Here is a 20,790-nt window from a genome sequence, read left to right on the forward strand (position 1 = left end):
TTTGCCTGCGTTAATCAAAATCGAGCATACGAAAATAATTATCATAAATTACTTGCATAGATCATAGAAATCGAAGTTTATTAAACCTGGTAAGTTTGATCAGTGTAAAATTAAACCTTCTTTGGAGGAAGATCGAACGCGATAGCGTTATGTTCAAAGTGGCCTTTATGTGATCCATCACAGAAAGGTTTGTTTGCTGACAATCCGCAACGGCAGATAGAAACAATGGTGCGGCCCTGTAAGCCATATTCATTGCCTTGCATATCAACTATTTCAAAGTCGCCCTCAATTTTTACCGAGCCGTTATTATTGATCGTAAGTTTGGTTTTTTCCATGGATAATTCTTTTTTGCGAAGTTAATAATCCTTTGCTATCAGTGAGGACCGGATGCTTATATAGACGAATTCTAATTAAAGCCACACAATTTTCTTAAAAAAGGTGCGTTATAACAGCGCTGAAATAATATTACGTAAGATTTGGTAACGCCCTTTACCTTTCTGTCGTCTATAACCTGTATCAACAATTTACCTAAGCTAAAAAAAATGGACTACCCTGGGCACACTATTCAATTACAGGCTTTTGACATTACCAGCGTTAAAGCTATTCAACAACAATTAAACATTAAGGGCTGTGGCCCGCTAAAAATTAACGGCGACTACGACCTTGATACCAGCCATGCTGTAATGCTCTTTCAAACACGCTTTAACGATGTAAACGGAACCCCACTGGACGCCGATGGCGTTGTCGGGCCTATAACGTGGGCGGCTTTATTCGGAACAAAGAATATCCAATCAATAACGAAAGCTCCCAATATTTTACTATCGACCGTACTTGATGTGGCAAGATCACAAATAGGGGTTGTTGAATTTCCTTCCGGAAGCAACGAAGGCCCCGGTGTAAGCAAATACCAGGATGCGGTAAACATAGCGCATGGGCAACGCTGGTCATTAGCGTTTGTTTATTGGTGCTTTAGCCAGGCCTGCACAAAATTGGAAGTTAATAACCCGGTGTTTAAAACCGGTGATGTTATCCAGGGTTGGTTAAAGGCAAAGGGTAAACTTTTAACTAATCATGATGCGAAGGTAAATACCTCGCTTGTGTTACCCGGGCAGGTGTTCTTTATTTCGACCGGCGGCGGACACGGACATGCAGGTTTAGTGGAAAGAAACGAAAGTGGCTTGTTAACTACCATTGAAGGCAATATCTGTGTAGACAGCAGCGACGGTGCTATTGGTGTTTTTAGGCGAAAAGGCAGGTATATAGATACGATCAATACAGGTTTTATCCAGTTTGAGTGAGGACTAGAGACTAGAGACTTTGGCCTGTTAAGTTAGTAACTAGTTTTTGCTTAGTAAAACGCTCTGCAAGATTTGCCAAACATTATTGCCGACAATTTTAGCGCCTTCGGCAGTGGGATGGATGCCATCCTTCTGGTTAAGGGACGGTACGCCGCCAACATCCTCTAACAGGAAGGGCATAAATGTCATGTTGTTTTTTGCAGCCAGGCCGGGGAAAATGGCTTTAAAGCTGTAGGCATATTTACCACCCATATTTGGCGGTACCTGCATGCCGAGCAATACCAGTTTTGCATTTGGGTATTTTGCCTTTACCGCATCAATAATAGCCTGCAGGTTCTGCATGGTTTCGGTTACAGGGATGCCGCGAAGCCCGTCATTTGCGCCAAGTTCCAGCACAAACACATCTACTTTTTGTTTTAGGATCCACGCAATGCGCGCTTTGCCACCCGCTGATGTTTCGCCGCTTACACCGGCGTTAACAACTTTGTAATGAAGTTTTGCTTCGTCAATTTTAGTTTGTACCACACTGGGGTAAGCCTGTGACGGATCATCCAGGCCGTATCCGGCTGTTAAGCTATCGCCAAAAAATAAAACAGTTTTATCTGTTGATGTTGAATCTGGTTTTGCAACGGTAACAGCGGCCTCCACAGGTGCAGCCTTTTTATCGCCGCAGGCTGAAAACAAAACAGCAATTATCGACAGACAGATGATATTTAACTTACGCATTTTTATTGTTTTAACTAATCTCCAACAACTAATTCCCTCTCAAAATCTCCAAAGGCGGTTTGTTCAACACGCCCCGGCTGTTTAAAAGGCCGATGATTACTGTAAGTAACGAGATAATTAAAAACAATATTACCACCGGTACCCAATTAATGCTGAACGGTGCCTCAAAACTATATTTGGCCAAAAGCCAGCTGCCGGCAAAAGCAATCAGGATTCCTGTCAATGCTGAAAGAACGCCTAAAAATAAGTATTCCAAAGCAGTGATGGTAAATATTTGTTTCCGGCTTGCCCCAAGGGTGCGCAGCAATACACTTTCCTGGATGCGCTGGTATTTGCTGATCCTTACAGACGCAATAAGTACAACTATCCCCGTAATAATACTGAAGGCGCTCATAAACCGGATCACGTAGCCAATTTTATCAAGCAGGCTGTCTATTACATTTAAAACCAGGCCTAAATCGATGATAGAAATGTTGGGAAATTGTTTCACAACCGCCCGTTGAAATTGCGCCGAAACTTTAGCAGACGGTACATGGGTAAGTAGCACATGAAACTGCGGTGCATCCTCCAAAACCCCGGTGGGGAAAACTATTTGAAAGTTAGTCTGGATCTTGCCCCAGTTTACCTGCCTTACGCTGGCTACAACCGCAGGCATACTCACTCCCTGTACGTTGAAAACCAAATGATCGCCCACATTTACGTGGTTGCGTTTGGAAAAATTTTCTTCGATGGATACGGGTATTTCCTTTCCGACTTCGGCCTTGCCTACCCAATTGCCTTTTACTATCTTTTCGGTAGTAGTTACCGAATCGCGGTAGGTAACCCGGTATTCATAAGTGAAGGCACGAGGCGAAATTTTAAGCGAGGTGTCTTTTTTTACATCGGCTTCTGTTTTGCCGTTTATTTTGTCGAGCCTGATGGTAACAATTGGTACCTGTTGTACCACGGGGAGGCCCTGTCGCTTGGTTAATTTGGCAACGGCCTGTTCCTGACCGGTTTGAATGTCAAACAGGATCATATTTGGCTGGTTGCCACTCGACGATAATTTAACCTGTCCCATCAAAATGCTTTGGATAAAGAACAGCGTACAAATAAAAGCGGTACTAAGGCCTATTGACACGATCAGGATAATGGTTTGATTATTTGGCCGGTATAAGTTCGCAAAGCCCTGCCTGAATAAATAGCCCCAGGTGCTTTTTATAAACACCCGCATCAGCTTCATTAACAGCCAGGCAGTGAATGTTAGCACCAGGAACGCAATGAGGATACCGATGGTGAAAAATATGCTTGCCATCCAGCTATCAAGCTGTAAAAAGGTAAATGTGATAATGAAAAGCGTGATCAGCAAGTAAACCAGCCACCTGAAAGGATCGCGCACAAGGTTAACCTCATCATAATTTATCCGAAGTGTATTAAGCGGCGAGATGTTGCGGATGGAAATTAACGGCAGCAGTGCGAATAATATCGAGATGATAACACCCAGTAAAACACCCTGGCCTATGGCCAGCCATGAAATATCTGTTGAGATGGTGATGGGTAAAAAGTCCTTCATCACCATTGGTAAAATATGCTGGATTGAAGTGCCGAGTGCGGCCCCAATAACGGAACCGATGATCCCGATGCCGATGATCTGGATCAGGTAGATCAAAAATGCCTCGGAAGCCTTAACGCCTAAACAGCGCATAATGGCAATGGAGGCAATTTTTTCGCGAATGTAAATGTGAATAGCACTTGCGACCCCAACACAGCCAAGCAACAAGGCAATAAAACCAACAAGCGACAAAAATCGCGTCAAATCACCGAAGGAACGGCCGGTATTTTGTTTGCGGCTCTCAATGGTCTCGTAATTCATGTCAGCTTTATCAAGCTTTGGATCAAGGGATTTGGTGAGCTTAGCTATGTCGGTTTTTTTGTCGAATTTATAGTAATAGCTGTATGTTATCCGGCTTCCTTTTTTCGACAGGCCGGTTTGTTCCAGGTACTGCATCGGAATGTACACGATTGGTGCAACACCGGACGATACCCCGGTTTGACCCGGCGCCTTATCCAGGATCCCGGCAATTAGGAAAGTAACTTCGCCAACCTTGATCGAATCGTTTACATGCACATTAAATTGCAATGCCAGTGTTTTATCAACCAAAGCCGATTTGCTGGTTTTAAAGGATGTACCGGCTGCTACTGGTTCAGTTTCAAGGCTCCCATAATAAGGAAAATCGCCTTGCAAAGCCTTAACCTGGACAAGCCTCGTTCCCTGTGTTTTTGGGAAATAGATCATTGACACAAACGCCCGTTCTTCTGATCGGTTTTCTCCAAGCGTTTTGAGCAGGGGACTTATCGTGGCATCTGCAGGCCTGTTACCTGATATGGCTAAATCAGCCCCGATCAATGTCGCTGCTTGTGCATTAATGTCATTTTGTAGATTGTACCTGAACGAATAAATAGCAACCAAGGCGGCTATCCCGAATATAATGGCTGAAATAAAAAGAAACAACCGCGAACGGTTTTTCCTGCTATCCCGCAGGGCCATTTCAAAAAGCCAGGGGATATTTATTTTTCTTTTGGAGATGATATGCGTCGTATCCATCGCCTTATCCGTTTACTGTTACATCATCGGCCACTAATTTGCCGCCTTTTATCCGCAGGATGCGCTGTGTTTTAGCTGCGAGATCCAAATCGTGTGTTACCACAACAAGCGTTGTGCCGGCCTCCTTGTTCAGATCGAAAAGCAGCTTTACCACTTTTTCGCTGGTTTCGGCGTCGAGATTTCCGGTTGGTTCATCGGCAAATAAAATTCGCGGTGCATTGGAGAAGGCTCTTGCGAGTGACACGCGTTGCTGTTCGCCGCCTGATAATTGAGTAGGGTAGTGGTGCCCGCGATCAGCAAGGCCAACTTTATCTAAAAGATCCAAGGCGCGCGCGCGGATGTTTTTCTCGCCCCGAAGTTCCAGCGGCACCATCACGTTTTCCAACGCGGTTAGCGTTGGCAGCAACTGGAAATTCTGGAAGATGAACCCGATGTATTGGTTACGTACCTGGGCCAACTGGTCTTCGCTCAGTTTGCCAAGGTCAATCCCATTTAATTCAACAATGCCTGAGCTGGCCCTATCGAGTCCGGCACACAGGCCAAGCAGGGTGGTTTTACCGCTGCCTGATGGGCCAACAATCGCATTGGTTGAACCGGCAGCGACTGAAAAATTTATATCATCAAGCACGGTAAGCGTTCTGCCTGCGCTTTGATAGGTTTTTGTAAGATTTGAAATATGAAGGATAGTTTCCACTAAAAATGCTTTTTTCTGTATAGATAGTTAAAAGATTGTTTTGTTACTCCTTTTAAAAACCGATAGCCACGAAAAAAGTGTTTATTATAAAACTATGACATTGAGGTGAGGGTAGTTGTAATTGTTGTAGGGGTTGTAGTTGTTGTAAAGGTTGATAAGAAAATTGGTTAGTCAGTTGTAGTTGTTATACGGGGGCGGAATGGTAGGTAGTGCTTACTATTGCCTTACGCTGAAGTGTTAACATCTGCAACCCTTACAACAAATAAAACCTTTACAACTAACTCAAAAGAACAGTCCGAATGCATCGCGTGTATACAAGGTTTCGTAGCGATAGTATTTATCACCAACCTCGTGACCAAGGTCCTTAAATACGAACAGCTTCTTTTTCGACCGGATATTGTTATACACCGCGTAAGAATTATTTGGCGGTACAAATGGATCAAGCAGGCCAATACCCATAATTACGGGGCAGTTTATTGAACCCGCAAAGTTTTTTGTATCAAAATATTGCAGGTTGTCCAGTGCTTTTGGGAATGTTAATCCAGGACGGATCCTTGCATATTCCCTCATATGATTTAACGGCCACTCAACGGCGCCGTTATCCATATTGTAAATATCGCTGAAAAATGGATTTTGTGGGCCGCACAAAGTTATGCGCTTATCCAGCGCTGCTGTTGTAATTGACAAATAACCGCCCATACTGCCGCCGGTTACCGCCACACGATCCTTGCTCAGTTCCGATCTTGTAAATATAAAATCGACCGCGCGGATACAATCCATTATGATGCCGCGCATTATATACTTGTTTTTATCCTCCAGCCCGTTTACAATATAATCCTCACGGCGCATTTCAAGGCCCTGTTTACTAAGTCCCTGGCCCCGTACATCAATCCCCACAAACGCCATGTCATCATCACGCCCCATTAAAGCGACATTAGTTGCCTGGTAACCGGGAAGCATTAATAACACAGGGAAGGTTTGGTGCTTCATGTGGTGCTCGGGTTCAGTTAACCACGCATAAATGGTTACACCTCCCAGCGACTTCATCTCGATCAAAAATACCTTGCGCTTATCTTTTTCAAGGTCGAATTTTTCTGTGACCTTGTATTCCGGCTTTACTTTGGCAAGTTCAGTTTTCGTGTTCTCCCAAAAACTGTCAAAGTCTGCTGGTTTTTCATGTGTCGACCGGATCTCTTCCGGCCTGATACCGAACACCCGGCGGGTGGTGTCGTCATAATCTGTAACATTGATCATGAAATTGATCTTATAAAACCCGCTTTTTAAACCGGGGATAGTAAAATCATAACTGTGTGTGCTTGCCCTGCTTATATTTACAAGAATAGAATCCTTGCGTAATTTTTTATTGAACTGGTCTGTTATAATATACGACACCTTGCCCGTTTGCGTAGCGTTTGATGCGTTTTTAACTTCGAATGTATAAGATGCGACATTGTCAAAAATGGCGTTTTTGCTTTGCGCCGTTAAAACGGTGCTTACTTCTCCTTCCACCTCAACAGGGTTTGCGGGAGTCTGTTGCGCAGACACGGCGTCGGCATTTAAAGTCAACAGGCTTATAATTGTGATAAATAGCTTGTAGAGGTTTCTCATCATACTCAACAAGCAATGGGGCAATATTGATGCCATTGCCATAAATGCGGAGTAAGCGTTGTTTTTACGCTATGTGGCTCTTTTTATCCTAATTGATAAAAATGGGTAACAAAAATAAGTGTGCATTTAATTCCACAATCAAGATCAGTATTTGCCCGCCATTTTGCTTTTTATCAATTCTTTAACATTATTTACCCACTCATCTTTTAAGATACTCAATATTATTGAGTCCCGGCGACCGCCTTCCTGTAAGGGCATGTTGTTTCTTAAAATTCCTTCGGGCGTGCAGCCAATGCTTTTCATGGCGGCGATGCTTCTTTCATTCCGGGCATCTGCACGAAACTCAACACGTACGGCATTGAGCTTTTCAAAAGCGAGTTGTAATAGTAGAAATTTGCAATGCTTATTTAATCCGGTACCCCTGAATTTTTCGCCATACCAGGTGTAACCTAACTGGAGCGTTTGCCAGGTGGGTAGAATATCGTAAAACCGGGTACTGCCTGCATAACTTTGTGTTTGTTTATCAAAAACTATAAATGCATACTCTTTTCCGGCGGTGCGCATTTTCAATGCATTAGTAATATAATTTCGCATACCGTCTTCGCCACGGGCGCTTAAATGCGAGTATTTCCAGGTATCCGGTTCATTTAGCGCAAATGGCAGCAGGTTTTCAAAATCGCTTTCCTTTAATGGCCTTAATAATACACGCTCATCTTCCAAAACATAATCTGCATTCAAATCATAATCCAGTGTGTTCATATTCATTTGTGTATTAAAAAATCAAATTTGAATAATTTAGATTCATATTCCTTTACCAGGATCCTCCCGATTTCTATTGTGCCGGCCACCATTTCATCCAAATGATGAAGCCTGGTACGGTGGTTTACATTAGCTGCCCGAATGACATATTTGCCGCTAAGTATGGTGCTTGAGGGTACTGCAATAGCGTTTTCATGCATCCGCATTAATAATTCCTTATTCAGCGCATCCAGTTGGTCATCATCCAAATTGCCGGGATTGTACCGGTAGCACACCACGTTCATGGTAACTGCGCTAAGTAGTTCCAATTCAGGATGCTGTTTAATTTGCTGGCCAAGATAAAAAGCCTGGTCGATATTCTGAGCTATCATAGCCGCATATTTTTCCATACCATGCTCCTTTAAGCTCATCCACACCTTTAAGGCTTTAAATCCACGCGACAGTTCCATTCCATGATTGGAAATCGTCTCTGGTCCAGCTGCAATTCCCCTGTCATGGGCGGTAAGGTAACTCGCTGCTGTTGCAAAAGCCGCCCTGTGGGCTGAGGCATTTTTAAACAGTACACAACCAACTTCATATTGCATATACATCCATTTATGCAAATCAAATGCTATGCTATCCGCTTCTTCAATGGCTATCAGCTTATCCTGGTAGGCTGGAACTAATTTAGCCAATGCCCCAAATGCGCCATCGATGTGAAACCAGATATTTTCGTTACGCGCTATTTGTAGCAAGTCACTTAGGGGATCAATAGCCCCGGTGTTAACTGTTCCGCAATTGCCAATGATACAAAATGGCACATAGCCGTTAGCCTTGTCTTCGCTGATCTTTGTTTTTAATGCGTCCAGGTCTATCTCAAAATTATCGTTAACCGGAATCTTCCTTAACTGCTGGTTCCCTATACCAATTACCTCAGCCGCTTTCACCATGCAATTATGCGTCTCGCTGCTGCAATAGGCGGTCAGTTTACCCTCAACAGCGTATACACCCGCGTTTTTGGAGTTTGTAATAATGGTATTGCGGGCAACAATCATGGCTGTAATGTTGGCTATTGAACCACCGCTCACAAGTATCCCGCTGCCGTCAGCCGGGTAGTTCATGAGTTGCTTGCACCAATTGATCACCTGCTTATCTACATAAAGTGAGCTTTGGTCGCCTATCGCTGTGTTGCTGTTCATTACACCGGCAAGCAGATCGGCAAAGGCGCCCATTGGCGTTCCGGTACCCTGAACCCATGCAAAATACTTAGGGTGGATGTTGCCGCCATGATAAGGGAAGATCTGCTGCTTAAAATCATCATAAATATCAAAAATATTTTGTGGCTGCTGGGGGATGGATTTGTTAAGCTCATCCTTTACCAGTTGCGGGACAGGCGTCCATACGGGTTTGTTGCCGATATTTTTCAGGTATTCAACCATATCGTCAATAATCAGGTAACCCAGTGTTTTTATATCATCCCAGTTGTCAGGGTCAAGGCCGATTTCTTTTGTAAGCATTTCGTTCATAATATTATTCTATTACAAAAATGATTGATAAATCATTGGTAAAACAGATGCACATTTATTATTTTTGCGCATAACAGATTTTACTTGTTGCTTTCGAAATGAATAGCTAAGTTCCATTGATTATTTATTAATACAAACCCGATTATTGCTGAAATAATGGAAAAATCAACACTAACCACTATTCCTGATGAGGACTTCCTGTATGTGCAGATTGCTGACAGACTGGGCAGCCAGATCAGGCAGCAGGTGATAAAAACCGGAGAGAAGCTGCCGTCGGTGCGCGCTTTGAGCCACGAACAGGGGATAAGCCTCAGTACGGCATATAAGGCCTATGTTCAATTGGAGATAAAGGGACTTATAGAGGCGCGGCCGAAATCCGGATATTATGTTCGGTACACTCCGGCACGTTCATTCGATAAAATTAAACCTAAGGGGGAGCAACAGGAAGGTGAATCGAAAAAGGTAAGTCTTGATGAGATGATAGCTATGGTTTACCGCAACTTCTCCGCAGAGAGTATGTTGCGGCTGTCTGTCGCTTCGCCTGCATTATCTCTTTTGCCGCAGGCCAGGCTCAATAAATCAATGATGGAGGCCATCAGGCTAAGCCCCAACAGCTGTATTAGCTATGAGAGTGTTCAAGGTAACGAAACATTAAAGAAACATATTGCCCGCCATGCTTTTAGTTGGGGCGGGAATATTTTGCCTGACGATATTGTTACCACACAAGGCTGTATGGAGGCTTTGGTGTTTTGTTTAAGAGCAGTAACGAAACCGGGCGATGTGGTTGCTATTGAGGGCCCTACTTACTTTGGGATCTTTAATACCGTGCAAAGCCTGGGATTAAAAATAGTGGAGATTCCTACCGACGCAACAGATGGCCTTGACCTTAATTATTTAGAAAAAGCTATCGGCGTTCACAAAATAAAAGCCTGTTTATTTGTGCCTACCTTCAGTAATCCCCTGGGGTATTGTATGACTAACGAAAGGAAAAAGCAACTGGTTGAATTACTGGCTAAACATGAAGTGCCGCTGATTGAGGATGATATTTATGGCGAAATGTATTTTGGCAAAACCCGGCCGCGCACCTGTAAAAGTTACGACAAGCAGGGTTTGGTGATGCTTTGCTCGTCGGTGTCAAAAACGCTCGCGCCGGGTTACCGGGTGGGGTGGTGTATTCCCGGTAAGTTTAAGCGGGAGATTGTAAATTTGAAATTGATGCATTCGCTTTCATCTGCATCGCCAACACAGGCAGCAATCGGACATTTTTTTGAAACCGGGCGCTATGACCTGCACATGCGAAACCTGCGCAAAGCGCTGCACACACAATGCCTGCGGTATACCCAGGCAATTGCCGAACATTTTCCGGATGATGTTAAGGTGAGCAGGCCACAGGGTGGTTATGTATTGTGGATCGAGCTGGACAAAAAGATCGATGCTTTTGAACTTTACAAGCAGGCGCTCACCTATAAAATAAGTATTTCACCCGGGCAGATCTTTAGCACTGATAGTCGTTTTACAAACTTTATCAGGATAAGTTTCGGAGCACCTTACAATGATGAAGTTGATAAAGGCCTTAAAACGCTCGGACGTTTGATCAGTAAATTTTAAAATACAGCCAACCATCCTTTAAAAAAAACGTTATTTTGTAATATGATCCAATCTTCGCTAACACATCGTTTAAAAGATCAGCACAAGGCTATTACTCCAATTATCATCAGGCTTAATGACAGGCAGATCCAGCAGCACCATATAAAAGGTAAGTGGAGCATCCACGAACAAATTGCCCACCTGGCAAAATACCAGCCTGTTTTTATCGACAGGATTCGCAAGATCTTATTGATGGATAATCCTGAATTTGAAGCTTATAGCGCCGATAATGATGACGGTTTTGAAATTTATTGTGCGTTTACTACTTATGAACTGCTGAAGAAGATCTCATCAGACAGGGAGGTGATCTATAACCTGGTAACTAAGTTGTCGCCAGATAAACTAGATAGAATTGGAATCCACTCCAAATACGGTAAACTGAATATTTTAGACTGGACTGAGTTTTTCCTTTTGCACGAGGCCCATCATTTGTTTGCTATCTTTCAATTGACGCATACATTGAAATAGTTGTCTGAATCAGAATTTCCAGAATTAGTGAATCATCAGAATGATGGCCCAATCTTGCTGATCCTGAAATGTTTTCCCTGAAATTTCGATGTGATCAATAAAATTATTTCTTTCCTCGTTCGTCTTCACATTAATAGCAATTCATTGTTATTTTTACCGGCCTTTTGTGTTTAAATAAAAATTGGAAAAACATGCCCGAAGAAAAACCTAAACAGCCCGGAATTTTCAGCCTCCTAAAACCGTATTCGGGATTGGTGTTTTTACTGATCTTATTTGCGCTATTTAGCAATAGCGTTAGCTTATGGCTGCCAAAGATCGTCTCGCACGGGATCGACGGTTATATCCACAGTGTAATGCAGCGGGAGCATTTTGATGTTAACCCGGTTGTTCTCAAATTTGGACTGGCAATAACTTTTATTTTTATCTTTTCATTCCTGCAAAGTGTTATCCAAACCTACACTTCGGAAAAAGTAGCCAGGGACCTGCGTACCCGGCTTTCGGACAAAATCTCGAGGCAAAGCTATGCCTTTGTGGAACAGGCAAATCCATCAAAGCTATTAACCAATCTTACTGCAGACGTTGATTCTATAAAGTTGTTTGTGTCGCAGGCACTGGTATCCATCGTTTCGTCGGCCTTTATAATAATCGGTGCCAGTATTTTGCTGCTTACTATTAACTGGAAGCTGGCGCTCTGCGTTATTGCTATTATTCCGATCATCGGCGGCACGTTTTTTTATGTGCTAAAAAAAGTAAGGGCGCTGTTTATTAAGGCGCGTGAGGTGATAGACTGGCTGAACAAGGTAATTAACGAAAGTATTTTCGGATCGGCGCTCATCCGGGTTATCAATTCGCAGCAACTTGAGTTTGATAAGTTCCTGCAAGCAAACACCAAAGCTAAAGATTTCGGATTGTCGATTTTACGGTTGTTTGCCGGGCTGATCCCGGTTATTACCTTTTCGGCAAATATTGCCATGTTGAGCATTTTAGCGTTGGGCGGGCATTTTATTATAAATGGCACTATGAGTTTGGGCGATTTCGGTGCATTCAACAGTTACCTGGCGCAACTGATCTTCCCGATATTGGTGATCGGCTTCATGAGTAATATTATTGCTGCGGCAACCGCTTCTTACCAGCGAATAGGTATGGTTTTAAATGCTGTCGACACAACGGAAAAAGGAACATTAACCGAATCATTGCTGGGCAATATCCAGATTAGCGATGTCTCGTTATCATACGGGCAAAAGCCGGCATTGAAGGGTGTATCGCTTGATATCAAAGCCGGATCAAAAATTGCGATTATCGGCCCTACAGCCGCTGGTAAGACGCAACTGCTTTACCTGTTGACTGGCCTTATAAAACAAAATAGCGGAACCATACTGTTCGATGGCAAAAGCATTGAACAATATAATAGCGAATCGTTCCATAGCCAGGTAGGTTTTGTGTTCCAGGATAGCATCATTTTTAACATGAGCATTCGTGAGAATATTGCATTTAGTGATACAGTTACTGATGAGTCCTTACAAAAAGCCATCGACACAGCGGAGTTGAAGGATTTTGTTGAAAGTCTGCCGGATAAATTGAGCACAATAGTTTCGGAACGCGGATCAAGCCTTTCGGGCGGACAAAAGCAACGTATTATGCTGGCGAGGGCCCTGGCAATAAACCCTAAGATTTTGTTGCTGGATGATTTTACAGCACGCGTTGATAATAATACCGAGAAGAAGATCCTTGCCAATGTGCAAAAAAACTACCCGGGATTAACGCTTTTATCGGTAACTCAAAAAATAGCTTCAGTTGAGCATTACGACCAGATAATTTTATTAATGCAGGGCGAAATTGTGGCCAGCGGTAAACACGGCGACCTGATGAAAACTAGCCCTGAATACGTACAGATCTTTAATTCGCAACAAAGTACCAGCAATTATGAACTACAATCTAAATGATCTGCAGGCAAAGGCGCCCAAAAGGTCAACCTGGTCGTCGCTGAATAACTTGCTGAAGCTGATCTCGCACGAAAAAAGGAATCTTTGGCTGGCCTTTTTTATCATCCTGATTACCTCATCAATTAATTTAATGGGGCCGCTTGTAATAGGGCACACTATTGACGATTATATTTTTGTAACGCATAAGAATTACCATGGCGTACTCATAAACTGCGGTATTTTGCTTTGTATGTACCTGGTTTCATTAGTTACCAGCTATGCCCAAACTATGCTGATGGGCGGAGTGGGGCAGCGGATGCTGTTTACATTACGTAATTCCATATTTAATAAGCTGCAAATGTTGCCTGTTGGCTTTTTTAATCAAAATAAGGCAGGTGATCTGATCTCGCGGGTAAATAATGATACAGATAAACTGAACCAATTTTTCTCGCAATCATTAATGCAGTTCATCGGCAGTATTGCTACCATGCTGGGTGCAGGCATCTTTTTATTGTCTATAAACATTAAGCTGGGTTCGGCAGCGCTTATCCCGGCGGTTATCATCCTGTTATTTACCAGCGTAACATCAGCCTGGGTAAAACGGAAGAATGCTAAGAATCTGAAAAGTGTTGGCGGTATGAGTGCCGAGATCCAGGAGAGCCTGAATAATTTTAAGGTGATCATCGCCTTTAACCGCCGCGATTATTTCCGCAAACGCTTTGATGAGGCCAATCAGCAAAATTATAAAACAGCCATAGGAGCGGGGATCGCTAATAACTCGTATGTTCCGGTGTATGCATTCTTTTCCAGCATGGCGCAGATCATAGTGTTTGTGTACGGAATATACCTGCTATCACATGGAGAATTGGGAATTGGGTTGCTTGCAGTAAGCTTCCCATCATACGCCAATAATTTCTATAACCCGTTGCGGCAACTGGCTGCACTATGGGCTAACTTCCAGGTGGCTATGGCCGGCTGGGACAGGATAGCACTAATTCTTGAAATGGATACCGACCTGACACCTATTCAAAACGGGATTGAAGAACCCAATGGTGCATTGCTTGAATTCAGGAACGTTCATTTTGGTTATGCCGATGACCAGGAGATCCTGCATAACATCAGTTTTAAATTGGAGCAGGGCAAAACCTATGCTTTGGTTGGCCCTACTGGCGGCGGTAAAACTACCACGGCCTCGTTAATTGCCCGCTTGTATGATCCGGGCAAGGGGCTGGTGTTGCTTAACGGGAGAGACATCAGAACCTATGATGCGGCAGAGCGAACCAAAAAGATTGGTTTTATTTTGCAGGAGCCATTTTTGTTTACGGGAACAGTACGTGATAATATACTTTATGGTAACGAACGCTATGTAAATTATACCAATGAACAGTTGGAGCAGGTTATAAAGGACGCAACCCTGGGTAGTTTATTGGCAATTTTCGAAACCGGACTTGATACCAAAGTGCTTTCAAGCGGCGACAGCATCAGCCTTGGGCAAAAGCAGTTAATTGCCTTTATGCGCGCCGTATTGCGAAATCCCGAGCTGCTTATTTTGGATGAAGCCACGGCTAATATTGACACCATTACAGAAAAACTGCTAAGCGATATACTCAATAATCTGCCGAAAACCACGACCCGCGTAATTATAGCCCACCGTTTAAATACCATTGAAAATGCTGATGAGATTTTCTTTGTAAACTCCGGAGAGGTTATTCGCGCCGGCTCGTTCAACCTGGCGATGGAAATGCTGCTGCAGGGGAAGAGGGTTAGTTAGAGATTAGAGACTGGAGATTAGAGATCAGTTGCTTTGCGCCGTCGCGCGATTTATATTTTGTGGTATGCTAACCACTAATTTTCAGACGCTTTTTCTTGCCTAATCTCTAATCACCAGTCTCTAATCTCTATTTTTTTTCCTACACTTGTAAATAACTATAAACCAATTATGCAGAGATATACAGGTCAAAAACGAATTTTAGTTGCTACCGATTGTATAATATTTGGATTTGACGGATGGAACCTGAAATTGCTGCTTGTACAGCGTAATATTGAGCCTGAGAAAAATAAATGGAGCCTGATGGGCGGCTTTATTCAACCGTCAGAATCGCCTGATGACGCGGCTAATCGTGTATTGGAACTCCGTACCGGTTTAAAGAATGTTTACATGGAGCAGTTCCAGGTGTTTGGTAAACCCGACCGGGATCCGGTTGAGCGTACACTTTCCATAGCTTATTTTGCGCTTATAGATATTCACCAGTACGAACAACAGATCAGCGACGAATACCATGCTGAATGGTTTTTATTAAGTGAAATGCCTGATCTGATTTTTGATCACCGGGAAATGGTGAACCTTGCTAAAAGGCAACTGCGTTATAAAGCAGCGTTGCACCCCATTTTATTCCAGCTATTGCCCGAGAAATTTACCATTCCGCAGCTGCAAGCCCTTTACGAGGGTGTTTATAACACAACCTTTGATGACCGCAATTTCAGCCGTAAGCTTTTGTCCACAGGCTTGTTGGTTAAGCAAGCTGAAAAGGATAAGCTCTCCTCAAAAAAAGGCGCATTTTATTATAAGCTTGATCAATCGCACTATGCCGAAAACTTTGAAAGATTTTTGAACCTGGTGCCCAACCCGGACAAGTTTTTCTAGATAAAGCTGCATTTGTCGTTTTCGTTAATGAATATGCCGCGAGTATACAATTACGGTAAGCGGCGTAACGGCGGTTAACTATAGTTTTAATTATACTTTCGGCGTACTTACTGTCAATCCGGATATTAAACTAATAGTTATTAATAATACCTTTACGCCAAATGGTGATGGTATAAACGATACCTGGACGATAGAAAACCTTAATTCTTATACTAATAATACAGTTGGTATATACAACAGATACGGAGAAAAGGTATATTCGTCTGTTGGTTGCGGAATCCCATAGGATGGATTCTATAACGGAAAGCCTTTACCGACCGGCACCTATTATTATATTATTAACCTTAAGAATGGTAGTAAAGCCTTATCAGGCTGGGTAGCAATTATCAGATAAGATAAATAATGAAGAGGAACTTCTACTTTTTAATTGTATTTGTTTTAAGTACGCAAATCTTATTTGCGCAGCAGAAGCCTCAATACACGCAATATGTTTTTAACAATTACCTGTTAAATCCAGCTGTTGCCGGTATTGAAAACTATACCGATGTTAAAGCCGGTTACCGCAGCCAATGGACAGGTTTGCAGGGAGCCCCTGTAACCAGTTATTTAACAATAAACGCCCCCTTGGGAAGTAACTTTTTACAGGGTGACGCAACTGCCTTCCCAGCGTACGGTGGTGTAAATCCATCAAGCAGGTTGTATACGCAAAACTATATGGCGGCTGAGCCTCATCATGGAATCGGTGCGATGATAGTTACCGACCAGGCTGGCCCTATTACCCAAACAAATATTGATGCCAGCTACGCGTATCATCTGGGCTTAACAAGCAATTTGAATTTGGCCATGGGGGTATCAGCGGGAGTGAGCCATATCAGCTTAAACACATCGCTTATTACGCTTGAAAATCCGCTCGATCCGGCGATCAGCAACGGCAACAATAGTCAATGGAAACCTGATCTTTCAGTAGGAGTTTGGTTGTATTCATCAAATTATTACTTCGGGGCTTCCGTACAACAGATCCTCCCTCAAAATTTATATTTCAGCAGTAATAATTCATACAATCAAAGTAAAACTGTTCCGCAATATTTTGCAACAGCAGGGGTAAAGCTGTTTTTGACAGATGAGATTACATTGTTGCCATCAATGCTGATTAAGGTAATTGAACCAACCCCAATCACTTATGATCTGAATGCCAAATTCTCATTCAGTGATAAGTTCTGGTTTGGTGGTTCCTATCGCCATAACGATTCGTTTGGGGTATTGGCAGGGGTAAATATCAGCTCGTTCATCAATATCGGGTATTCCTACGATATTACTACCTCTGCGTTAAATACGGTAAGTAATGGTACACACGAAATTGTGATTGCCTTACTACTTAATAACAGGTATAAGGTAACTTGTCCGCAGCATCTTTTCTAAAGTACAGCCCCTAACCCCTAAAGGGGATTTTTGATTTGTAAGATCGATTATTTAGTCCAATGATAAAAACCGCGATTCTTGTTGAGATCTGTTTTCTTTTTTAGCTCCCCTTTAGGGGTTGGGGGCCTTACAGTTCCTTTCTCAGCCTTGCCACCGGGATATTCATCTGTTCGCGGTATTTGGCAACTGTACGGCGGGCGATGTTGTAGCCGGCGTCTTTTAAGATCTCCGTTAACTTTTCATCTGCCAGGGGATGGCGCTTGTCTTCTGTACCGATATGCTCCTCCAGGATCTTTTTAACTTCCTTGTTTGATACTTCCTCGCCGCTTTCGGTCTGGATTGCTTCAGAGAAGAATGATTTCAACAGGAAAGTACCAAACTCGGTTTGCACATATTTTGAATTGGCAACCCTCGATACGGTAGAGATATCCATATTTATCCTGTCAGCAATATCCTTAAGGATCATCGGTTTCAGGTTCTTGTCATCGCCGGTAAGGAAGAATTCGTATTGGTATTGCATGATGGCGTTCATGGTTTTCAAAAGCGTTTGCTGGCGCTGCTTTATGGCGTCTATAAACCATTTTGCCGAATCGAGCTTTTGCTTTACAAATTGAACTGCCTCCTTTAATTTTTTATCTTTTGCCGATGCTTTATCGTAGTGCTCAAACATCTCCTGGTATGAGCGGCTTACCCTGAGTTCAGGCGCATTTTTTGAATTAAGGGTGAGTATAAGTACTCCATCGTTATTAGAGATGTGGAAATCCGGGATCACCTGCATCTGCTTGGTGTTGATCTCGTTCGAGTCGCCGGGCTTTGGATTAAGCTTCAGAATCTCTGCCACAACAGCCTTTAATTCAGCCGATGTCATATTTAGCGATTTCTCCAGCTTGTCATAATGCTTGCGGGTAAACTCGTCTAAATAATGCTCAACCACCAGCATTGCCTTTTTAATAATGGGGTCTGTTGGGTCCTTCTTACGCAATTGGATCACCAAACATTCCTGTAAACTGCGTGCGCCGACTCCTGCAGGATCGAAGCTCTGGATTACCCGGAGCATATCCTCCACTTCATCATCCTCTGCAAAAACGTTCTGCGAAAATGCCAGATCGTCGGTAAGCGAGGTTATCGGGCGGCGTAAATAGCCATCATCATCCAGGCTGCCTATTATCTGTTTACCTATTCTGAAATCCTTGTCTGAAAGGGGTAGCAGATCCAGTTGCTGTTGCAGGCTTTCGAAAAATGAACTTTGTACGGCAATAGGAATTTCCTTGCGTTCGTCCTCGTCATCGCCGTTTTGATCGTATTTCGATCCGTATTCATTCAAATTATCTTCCTGCAGGTAGTCTTCAATGTTAAACTCGTCTGCTTCACCTTTCTCTTCGTCGCCGTTAAAATTATCTTCTTCCGGGTCGCGGTCAGGGTAAGCCTCTTCAGGTTCGTTTAAATTGGTTAAGCTAAGGTCCTCAAGAGCGGGGTTTTCTTCTAGTTCCTCCTTTATGCGGGTATCTAACGATACCGTTGGCACCTGCAGCAATTTTATAAATTGGATCTGCTGAGGCGAGAGCTTTTGTAAAAGTTTCTGTTGAAGATTCTGTTTTAGCATAAATTAGACTGGGGTCAAAAATACATCAATTACTTTAACTAAAAAATAGCTAAATAAATGAGATTTGACATTGCTTTAAATGCCAAAAAAAATATTTTGTTTGTACGGTAAGAAAATTTATTTGTTACTTTAGATAAGATAAATAAAAACAGGGCATATGGCTATAATTAAAGAGTTTAAAGAGTTCGCCATGCGTGGCAACGTCGTCGACCTTGCAGTAGGTGTAATCATCGGTGCTGCGTTTGGTAAGATAGTCACCTCGCTGGTGGCGGATGTTATAATGCCGCCTATAGGGTATATAACTGGTGGTGTGGATTTTTCCGAAAAAAAGATTGTTCTCAAAGAAGCCGATCCGGCCCACAAGATCGTAGAAAACGCAATCCACTACGGCAACTTTATAAACGCAATAATCCAGTTCCTGATAGTTGCCTTTTGCATCTTTATGGTGGTTAAGGCGATTAACTCCCTAAAGAAGGCGGAAGAGCCAGCCCCGGCCCCAGTAGATCCAACACCAACAAAAGAAGAAGTTTTATTAACAGAGATAAGAGATTTGCTTGCTAAGAAAGCGTAATCTTGTTCATAGTTGATGGTTCAAAAAGTTCATAGTTGATGGTTCATAGTTCATAGCCGCATGATTTTGGGTTGAACTATGAACCATTTTTTTAGCTAGCATGAATTATCAGCCGTTAACCATGAACTAAAAAGTTTTTGGCAGCTTGGGGTCTGTTAGTATGATATAATCGCCTTTGTCGTTGAACTTGCTCCAATCCGGGTTGTCAAAGCTGTCATCGGCATAAGCTGCAATATTTAGTATGTGTGCTTTTGGTGCGTATTTTTTCAGTTGGGCGGCCGTACCCAATTTTCCCTCGCTATGAAAGCCGCCGTTTACCTGCATGATTTTATATCCCTTGTGGCTCTTAAATAATTGTGCTACGTTCCAGCCCATCGTCGCATCCCACAGGTTTTGCGCCTGGTACATTTTCATGCTGCCCATTGCGCCGTGTCCGCCCATTATTTCAACAAATTTATCGTAATATTTGCCGGTAGCAGTATCGATAGGCAGGGGAGGCAGGAATGCTTTGCCAGCATCCAATTTCTGCAGGCTGCTTAACCCTAATCGATTAACCATGTTTGTATAACGTGCAGGGGCATTGGCTGCTGTAACGGGGATATGATTTGCTTTAGCTAACTCTATCATTGGGCGGTAGTCCTTATAATTATGCCAGGCACGCGCTTCGGTAATGAAGTTTTTCTCGCGGATAAAGCCGGCGAGGTATTCATTGAGCGGCGTTTGGCAATCCGTTTCAAACATCTCCATTGACAGGGCCAGTTTACCCGGGTATTTGGCGGCAAGTTTTTCAAATATCACGTGTTCTAAATAGTGGCCCGTTGAATCGTTATGCTCCTCACCAAAGAACAATACATCGGCTTTATCCATATCATTAACTATTTCATCAACCGGAATTATCTTTTGCTTTGATGTGCTGTAGATTTTATAGTGGGTGGAAAGCGAATCCTGCGCTAAAACGGAAAAAGGCAGGATAAGCAGAATGATGATTGCCAGGATTTTCATTATGGTTTAATTTGAATGCAAGATGGAATATATTTACCTTACTACAATGTTTAAAACTACCACAACTTTTTCAACTTAAGCTTAATTTTCAACAACATTAACTTATATTTGAAATTATTTAAAAAATGACTACATTTGCGCTCTTGTTTTAAAAACGACGAATAGAATAAAATAGCCATGAAAAGAACGTTTCAGCCCTCACAAAGGAAAAGAAGAAATAAACACGGTTTCCGTGAGCGCATGTCAACTGCTAACGGCAGAAGAATATTAGCATCGAGAAGAGCTAAAGGCAGAAAGAGATTATCAGTATCTGACGAGCGCAGCCACAAAGCATAAGCTG

Annotated in this window: 19 protein-coding genes; 10 read left to right on the plus strand and 9 right to left on the minus strand. The window is 42.9% G+C overall.

From position 1 onward, the window contains the following. Positions 1 to 110: 110 nt before the first annotated feature. On the minus strand, positions 111 to 335 hold the full coding sequence (locus KXD93_RS00005; RefSeq protein ID WP_094572911.1) for a CDGSH iron-sulfur domain-containing protein: 225 nt from the start codon (positions 333 to 335) through the stop codon (positions 111 to 113). A gap of 207 nt (positions 336 to 542) precedes the next feature. Here KXD93_RS00005 and KXD93_RS00010 point away from each other — a divergent pair, with 207 nt between their 5' ends. Beyond that, positions 543 to 1,298 (plus strand): peptidoglycan-binding protein, encoded by a 756-nt coding sequence (locus KXD93_RS00010; protein ID WP_258134797.1) that lies wholly within the window; start codon positions 543 to 545, stop codon positions 1,296 to 1,298. A 39-nt stretch (positions 1,299 to 1,337) separates the two neighbouring features. Here the strand turns inward: KXD93_RS00010 and KXD93_RS00015 are convergent, their stop codons facing one another. From KXD93_RS00015 to KXD93_RS00040, 6 genes are all read right to left on the minus strand, one after another. Beyond that, a complete protein-coding gene (locus KXD93_RS00015; protein ID WP_258134798.1) occupies positions 1,338 to 2,024 on the minus strand; it encodes an arylesterase in 687 nt (228 codons plus the stop codon). 28 nt (positions 2,025 to 2,052) lie between these two features. Next, complete coding sequence (locus KXD93_RS00020) at positions 2,053 to 4,608, minus strand: ABC transporter permease (protein ID WP_258134799.1); 2,556 nt, start codon at positions 4,606 to 4,608, stop codon at positions 2,053 to 2,055. 4 nt (positions 4,609 to 4,612) lie between these two features. Continuing rightward, positions 4,613 to 5,302, minus strand: a complete 690-nt coding sequence (locus KXD93_RS00025) for an ABC transporter ATP-binding protein (protein WP_258134800.1) — start codon at positions 5,300 to 5,302, stop codon at positions 4,613 to 4,615. 282 nt (positions 5,303 to 5,584) lie between these two features. Beyond that, a complete protein-coding gene (locus KXD93_RS00030) occupies positions 5,585 to 6,913 on the minus strand; it encodes an acetylxylan esterase (protein ID WP_258134801.1) in 1,329 nt (442 codons plus the stop codon). Positions 6,914 to 7,054: 141 nt separating this feature from the next. Beyond that, entirely contained in the window at positions 7,055 to 7,675 is a 621-nt protein-coding gene (locus KXD93_RS00035) for a GNAT family N-acetyltransferase (protein WP_258134802.1), read from the minus strand. Further along, positions 7,672 to 9,165: a pyridoxal phosphate-dependent decarboxylase family protein gene (locus tag KXD93_RS00040; protein ID WP_258134803.1), complete on the minus strand. Its 1,494-nt coding sequence runs from the start codon at positions 9,163 to 9,165 to the stop codon at positions 7,672 to 7,674. Before KXD93_RS00040 ends, KXD93_RS00035 begins: the two co-directional genes overlap by 4 nt. 165 nt (positions 9,166 to 9,330) lie before the next feature. Between KXD93_RS00040 and KXD93_RS00045 the strand changes: the two genes are divergently transcribed. The 7 genes from KXD93_RS00045 to KXD93_RS00070 all read left to right on the plus strand — a co-directional run bounded on the left by KXD93_RS00045 (position 9,331) and on the right by KXD93_RS00070 (position 17,274). After that, the gene (locus tag KXD93_RS00045; RefSeq protein ID WP_258134804.1) at positions 9,331 to 10,782 is read left to right on the plus strand and encodes an aminotransferase-like domain-containing protein; all 1,452 of its coding nucleotides are present in this window, start codon (positions 9,331 to 9,333) and stop codon (positions 10,780 to 10,782) included. Between the two features lie 42 nt (positions 10,783 to 10,824). Continuing rightward, entirely contained in the window at positions 10,825 to 11,289 is a 465-nt protein-coding gene (locus KXD93_RS00050; protein WP_258134805.1) for a DinB family protein, read from the plus strand. A 191-nt stretch (positions 11,290 to 11,480) separates the two neighbouring features. Continuing rightward, a complete protein-coding gene (locus KXD93_RS00055; RefSeq protein WP_258134806.1) occupies positions 11,481 to 13,232 on the plus strand; it encodes an ABC transporter ATP-binding protein in 1,752 nt (583 codons plus the stop codon). After that, positions 13,213 to 14,982, plus strand: a complete 1,770-nt coding sequence (locus tag KXD93_RS00060) for an ABC transporter ATP-binding protein (protein ID WP_258134807.1) — start codon at positions 13,213 to 13,215, stop codon at positions 14,980 to 14,982. The genes KXD93_RS00055 and KXD93_RS00060 overlap by 20 nt, the downstream gene beginning before the upstream one ends. 168 nt (positions 14,983 to 15,150) lie before the next feature. Further along, on the plus strand, positions 15,151 to 15,855 hold the full coding sequence (locus KXD93_RS00065) for an NUDIX hydrolase (protein ID WP_258134808.1): 705 nt from the start codon (positions 15,151 to 15,153) through the stop codon (positions 15,853 to 15,855). A gap of 139 nt (positions 15,856 to 15,994) precedes the next feature. Beyond that, a complete protein-coding gene (locus tag KXD93_RS30580; RefSeq protein WP_373417344.1) occupies positions 15,995 to 16,141 on the plus strand; it encodes a T9SS type B sorting domain-containing protein in 147 nt (48 codons plus the stop codon). A gap of 116 nt (positions 16,142 to 16,257) precedes the next feature. After that, complete coding sequence (locus tag KXD93_RS00070; RefSeq protein WP_258134809.1) at positions 16,258 to 17,274, plus strand: PorP/SprF family type IX secretion system membrane protein; 1,017 nt, start codon at positions 16,258 to 16,260, stop codon at positions 17,272 to 17,274. 127 nt (positions 17,275 to 17,401) lie between these two features. Here the strand turns inward: KXD93_RS00070 and rpoN are convergent, their stop codons facing one another. Continuing rightward, positions 17,402 to 18,877: an RNA polymerase factor sigma-54 gene (gene rpoN, locus KXD93_RS00075; RefSeq protein ID WP_258134810.1), complete on the minus strand. Its 1,476-nt coding sequence runs from the start codon at positions 18,875 to 18,877 to the stop codon at positions 17,402 to 17,404. A 157-nt stretch (positions 18,878 to 19,034) separates the two neighbouring features. Here rpoN and mscL point away from each other — a divergent pair, with 157 nt between their 5' ends. Next, on the plus strand, positions 19,035 to 19,448 hold the full coding sequence (mscL, locus tag KXD93_RS00080) for a large-conductance mechanosensitive channel protein MscL (RefSeq protein ID WP_258134811.1): 414 nt from the start codon (positions 19,035 to 19,037) through the stop codon (positions 19,446 to 19,448). Between the two features lie 126 nt (positions 19,449 to 19,574). Here the strand turns inward: mscL and KXD93_RS00085 are convergent, their stop codons facing one another. Next, positions 19,575 to 20,450, minus strand: coding sequence for a ChaN family lipoprotein (locus KXD93_RS00085; protein WP_258134812.1), 876 nt, complete (start codon positions 20,448 to 20,450; stop codon positions 19,575 to 19,577). A 177-nt stretch (positions 20,451 to 20,627) separates the two neighbouring features. Between KXD93_RS00085 and rpmH the strand changes: the two genes are divergently transcribed. Then, positions 20,628 to 20,786 carry a 50S ribosomal protein L34 gene (gene rpmH / locus KXD93_RS00090; protein ID WP_094570576.1) on the plus strand — a complete coding sequence of 53 codons (159 nt, stop codon included), beginning with the start codon at positions 20,628 to 20,630 and terminating at the stop codon, positions 20,784 to 20,786. The last annotated feature ends 4 nt before the right edge of the window (positions 20,787 to 20,790 follow it).

Origin of the sequence: Mucilaginibacter phenanthrenivorans (genome assembly GCF_024721155.1) — a bacterium.
In the GTDB taxonomy this organism is placed as follows: Bacteria; Bacteroidota; Bacteroidia; order Sphingobacteriales; family Sphingobacteriaceae; genus Mucilaginibacter; species Mucilaginibacter phenanthrenivorans.

What these genes read in the sequence shown, in the direction of transcription:
- KXD93_RS00005 (WP_094572911.1), bottom strand. Translation starts at nt 335, where the DNA reads ATGGAAAAAACCAAACTTACGATCAATAATAACGGCTCGGTAAAAATT.
- KXD93_RS00010 (WP_258134797.1), top strand. Translation starts at nt 543, where the DNA reads ATGGACTACCCTGGGCACACTATTCAATTACAGGCTTTTGACATTACC.
- KXD93_RS00015 (WP_258134798.1), bottom strand. Translation starts at nt 2,024, where the DNA reads ATGCGTAAGTTAAATATCATCTGTCTGTCGATAATTGCTGTTTTGTTT.
- KXD93_RS00020 (WP_258134799.1), bottom strand. Translation starts at nt 4,608, where the DNA reads ATGGATACGACGCATATCATCTCCAAAAGAAAAATAAATATCCCCTGG.
- KXD93_RS00030 (WP_258134801.1), bottom strand. Translation starts at nt 6,913, where the DNA reads ATGATGAGAAACCTCTACAAGCTATTTATCACAATTATAAGCCTGTTG.
- KXD93_RS00035 (WP_258134802.1), bottom strand. Translation starts at nt 7,675, where the DNA reads ATGAATATGAACACACTGGATTATGATTTGAATGCAGATTATGTTTTG.
- KXD93_RS00040 (WP_258134803.1), bottom strand. Translation starts at nt 9,165, where the DNA reads ATGCTTACAAAAGAAATCGGCCTTGACCCTGACAACTGGGATGATATA.
- KXD93_RS00045 (WP_258134804.1), top strand. Translation starts at nt 9,331, where the DNA reads ATGGAAAAATCAACACTAACCACTATTCCTGATGAGGACTTCCTGTAT.
- KXD93_RS00050 (WP_258134805.1), top strand. Translation starts at nt 10,825, where the DNA reads ATGATCCAATCTTCGCTAACACATCGTTTAAAAGATCAGCACAAGGCT.
- KXD93_RS00055 (WP_258134806.1), top strand. Translation starts at nt 11,481, where the DNA reads ATGCCCGAAGAAAAACCTAAACAGCCCGGAATTTTCAGCCTCCTAAAA.
- KXD93_RS00060 (WP_258134807.1), top strand. Translation starts at nt 13,213, where the DNA reads ATGAACTACAATCTAAATGATCTGCAGGCAAAGGCGCCCAAAAGGTCA.
- KXD93_RS00065 (WP_258134808.1), top strand. Translation starts at nt 15,151, where the DNA reads ATGCAGAGATATACAGGTCAAAAACGAATTTTAGTTGCTACCGATTGT.
- KXD93_RS00070 (WP_258134809.1), top strand. Translation starts at nt 16,258, where the DNA reads ATGAAGAGGAACTTCTACTTTTTAATTGTATTTGTTTTAAGTACGCAA.
- rpoN (WP_258134810.1), bottom strand. Translation starts at nt 18,877, where the DNA reads ATGCTAAAACAGAATCTTCAACAGAAACTTTTACAAAAGCTCTCGCCT.
- mscL (WP_258134811.1), top strand. Translation starts at nt 19,035, where the DNA reads ATGGCTATAATTAAAGAGTTTAAAGAGTTCGCCATGCGTGGCAACGTC.
- KXD93_RS00085 (WP_258134812.1), bottom strand. Translation starts at nt 20,450, where the DNA reads ATGAAAATCCTGGCAATCATCATTCTGCTTATCCTGCCTTTTTCCGTT.
- rpmH (WP_094570576.1), top strand. Translation starts at nt 20,628, where the DNA reads ATGAAAAGAACGTTTCAGCCCTCACAAAGGAAAAGAAGAAATAAACAC.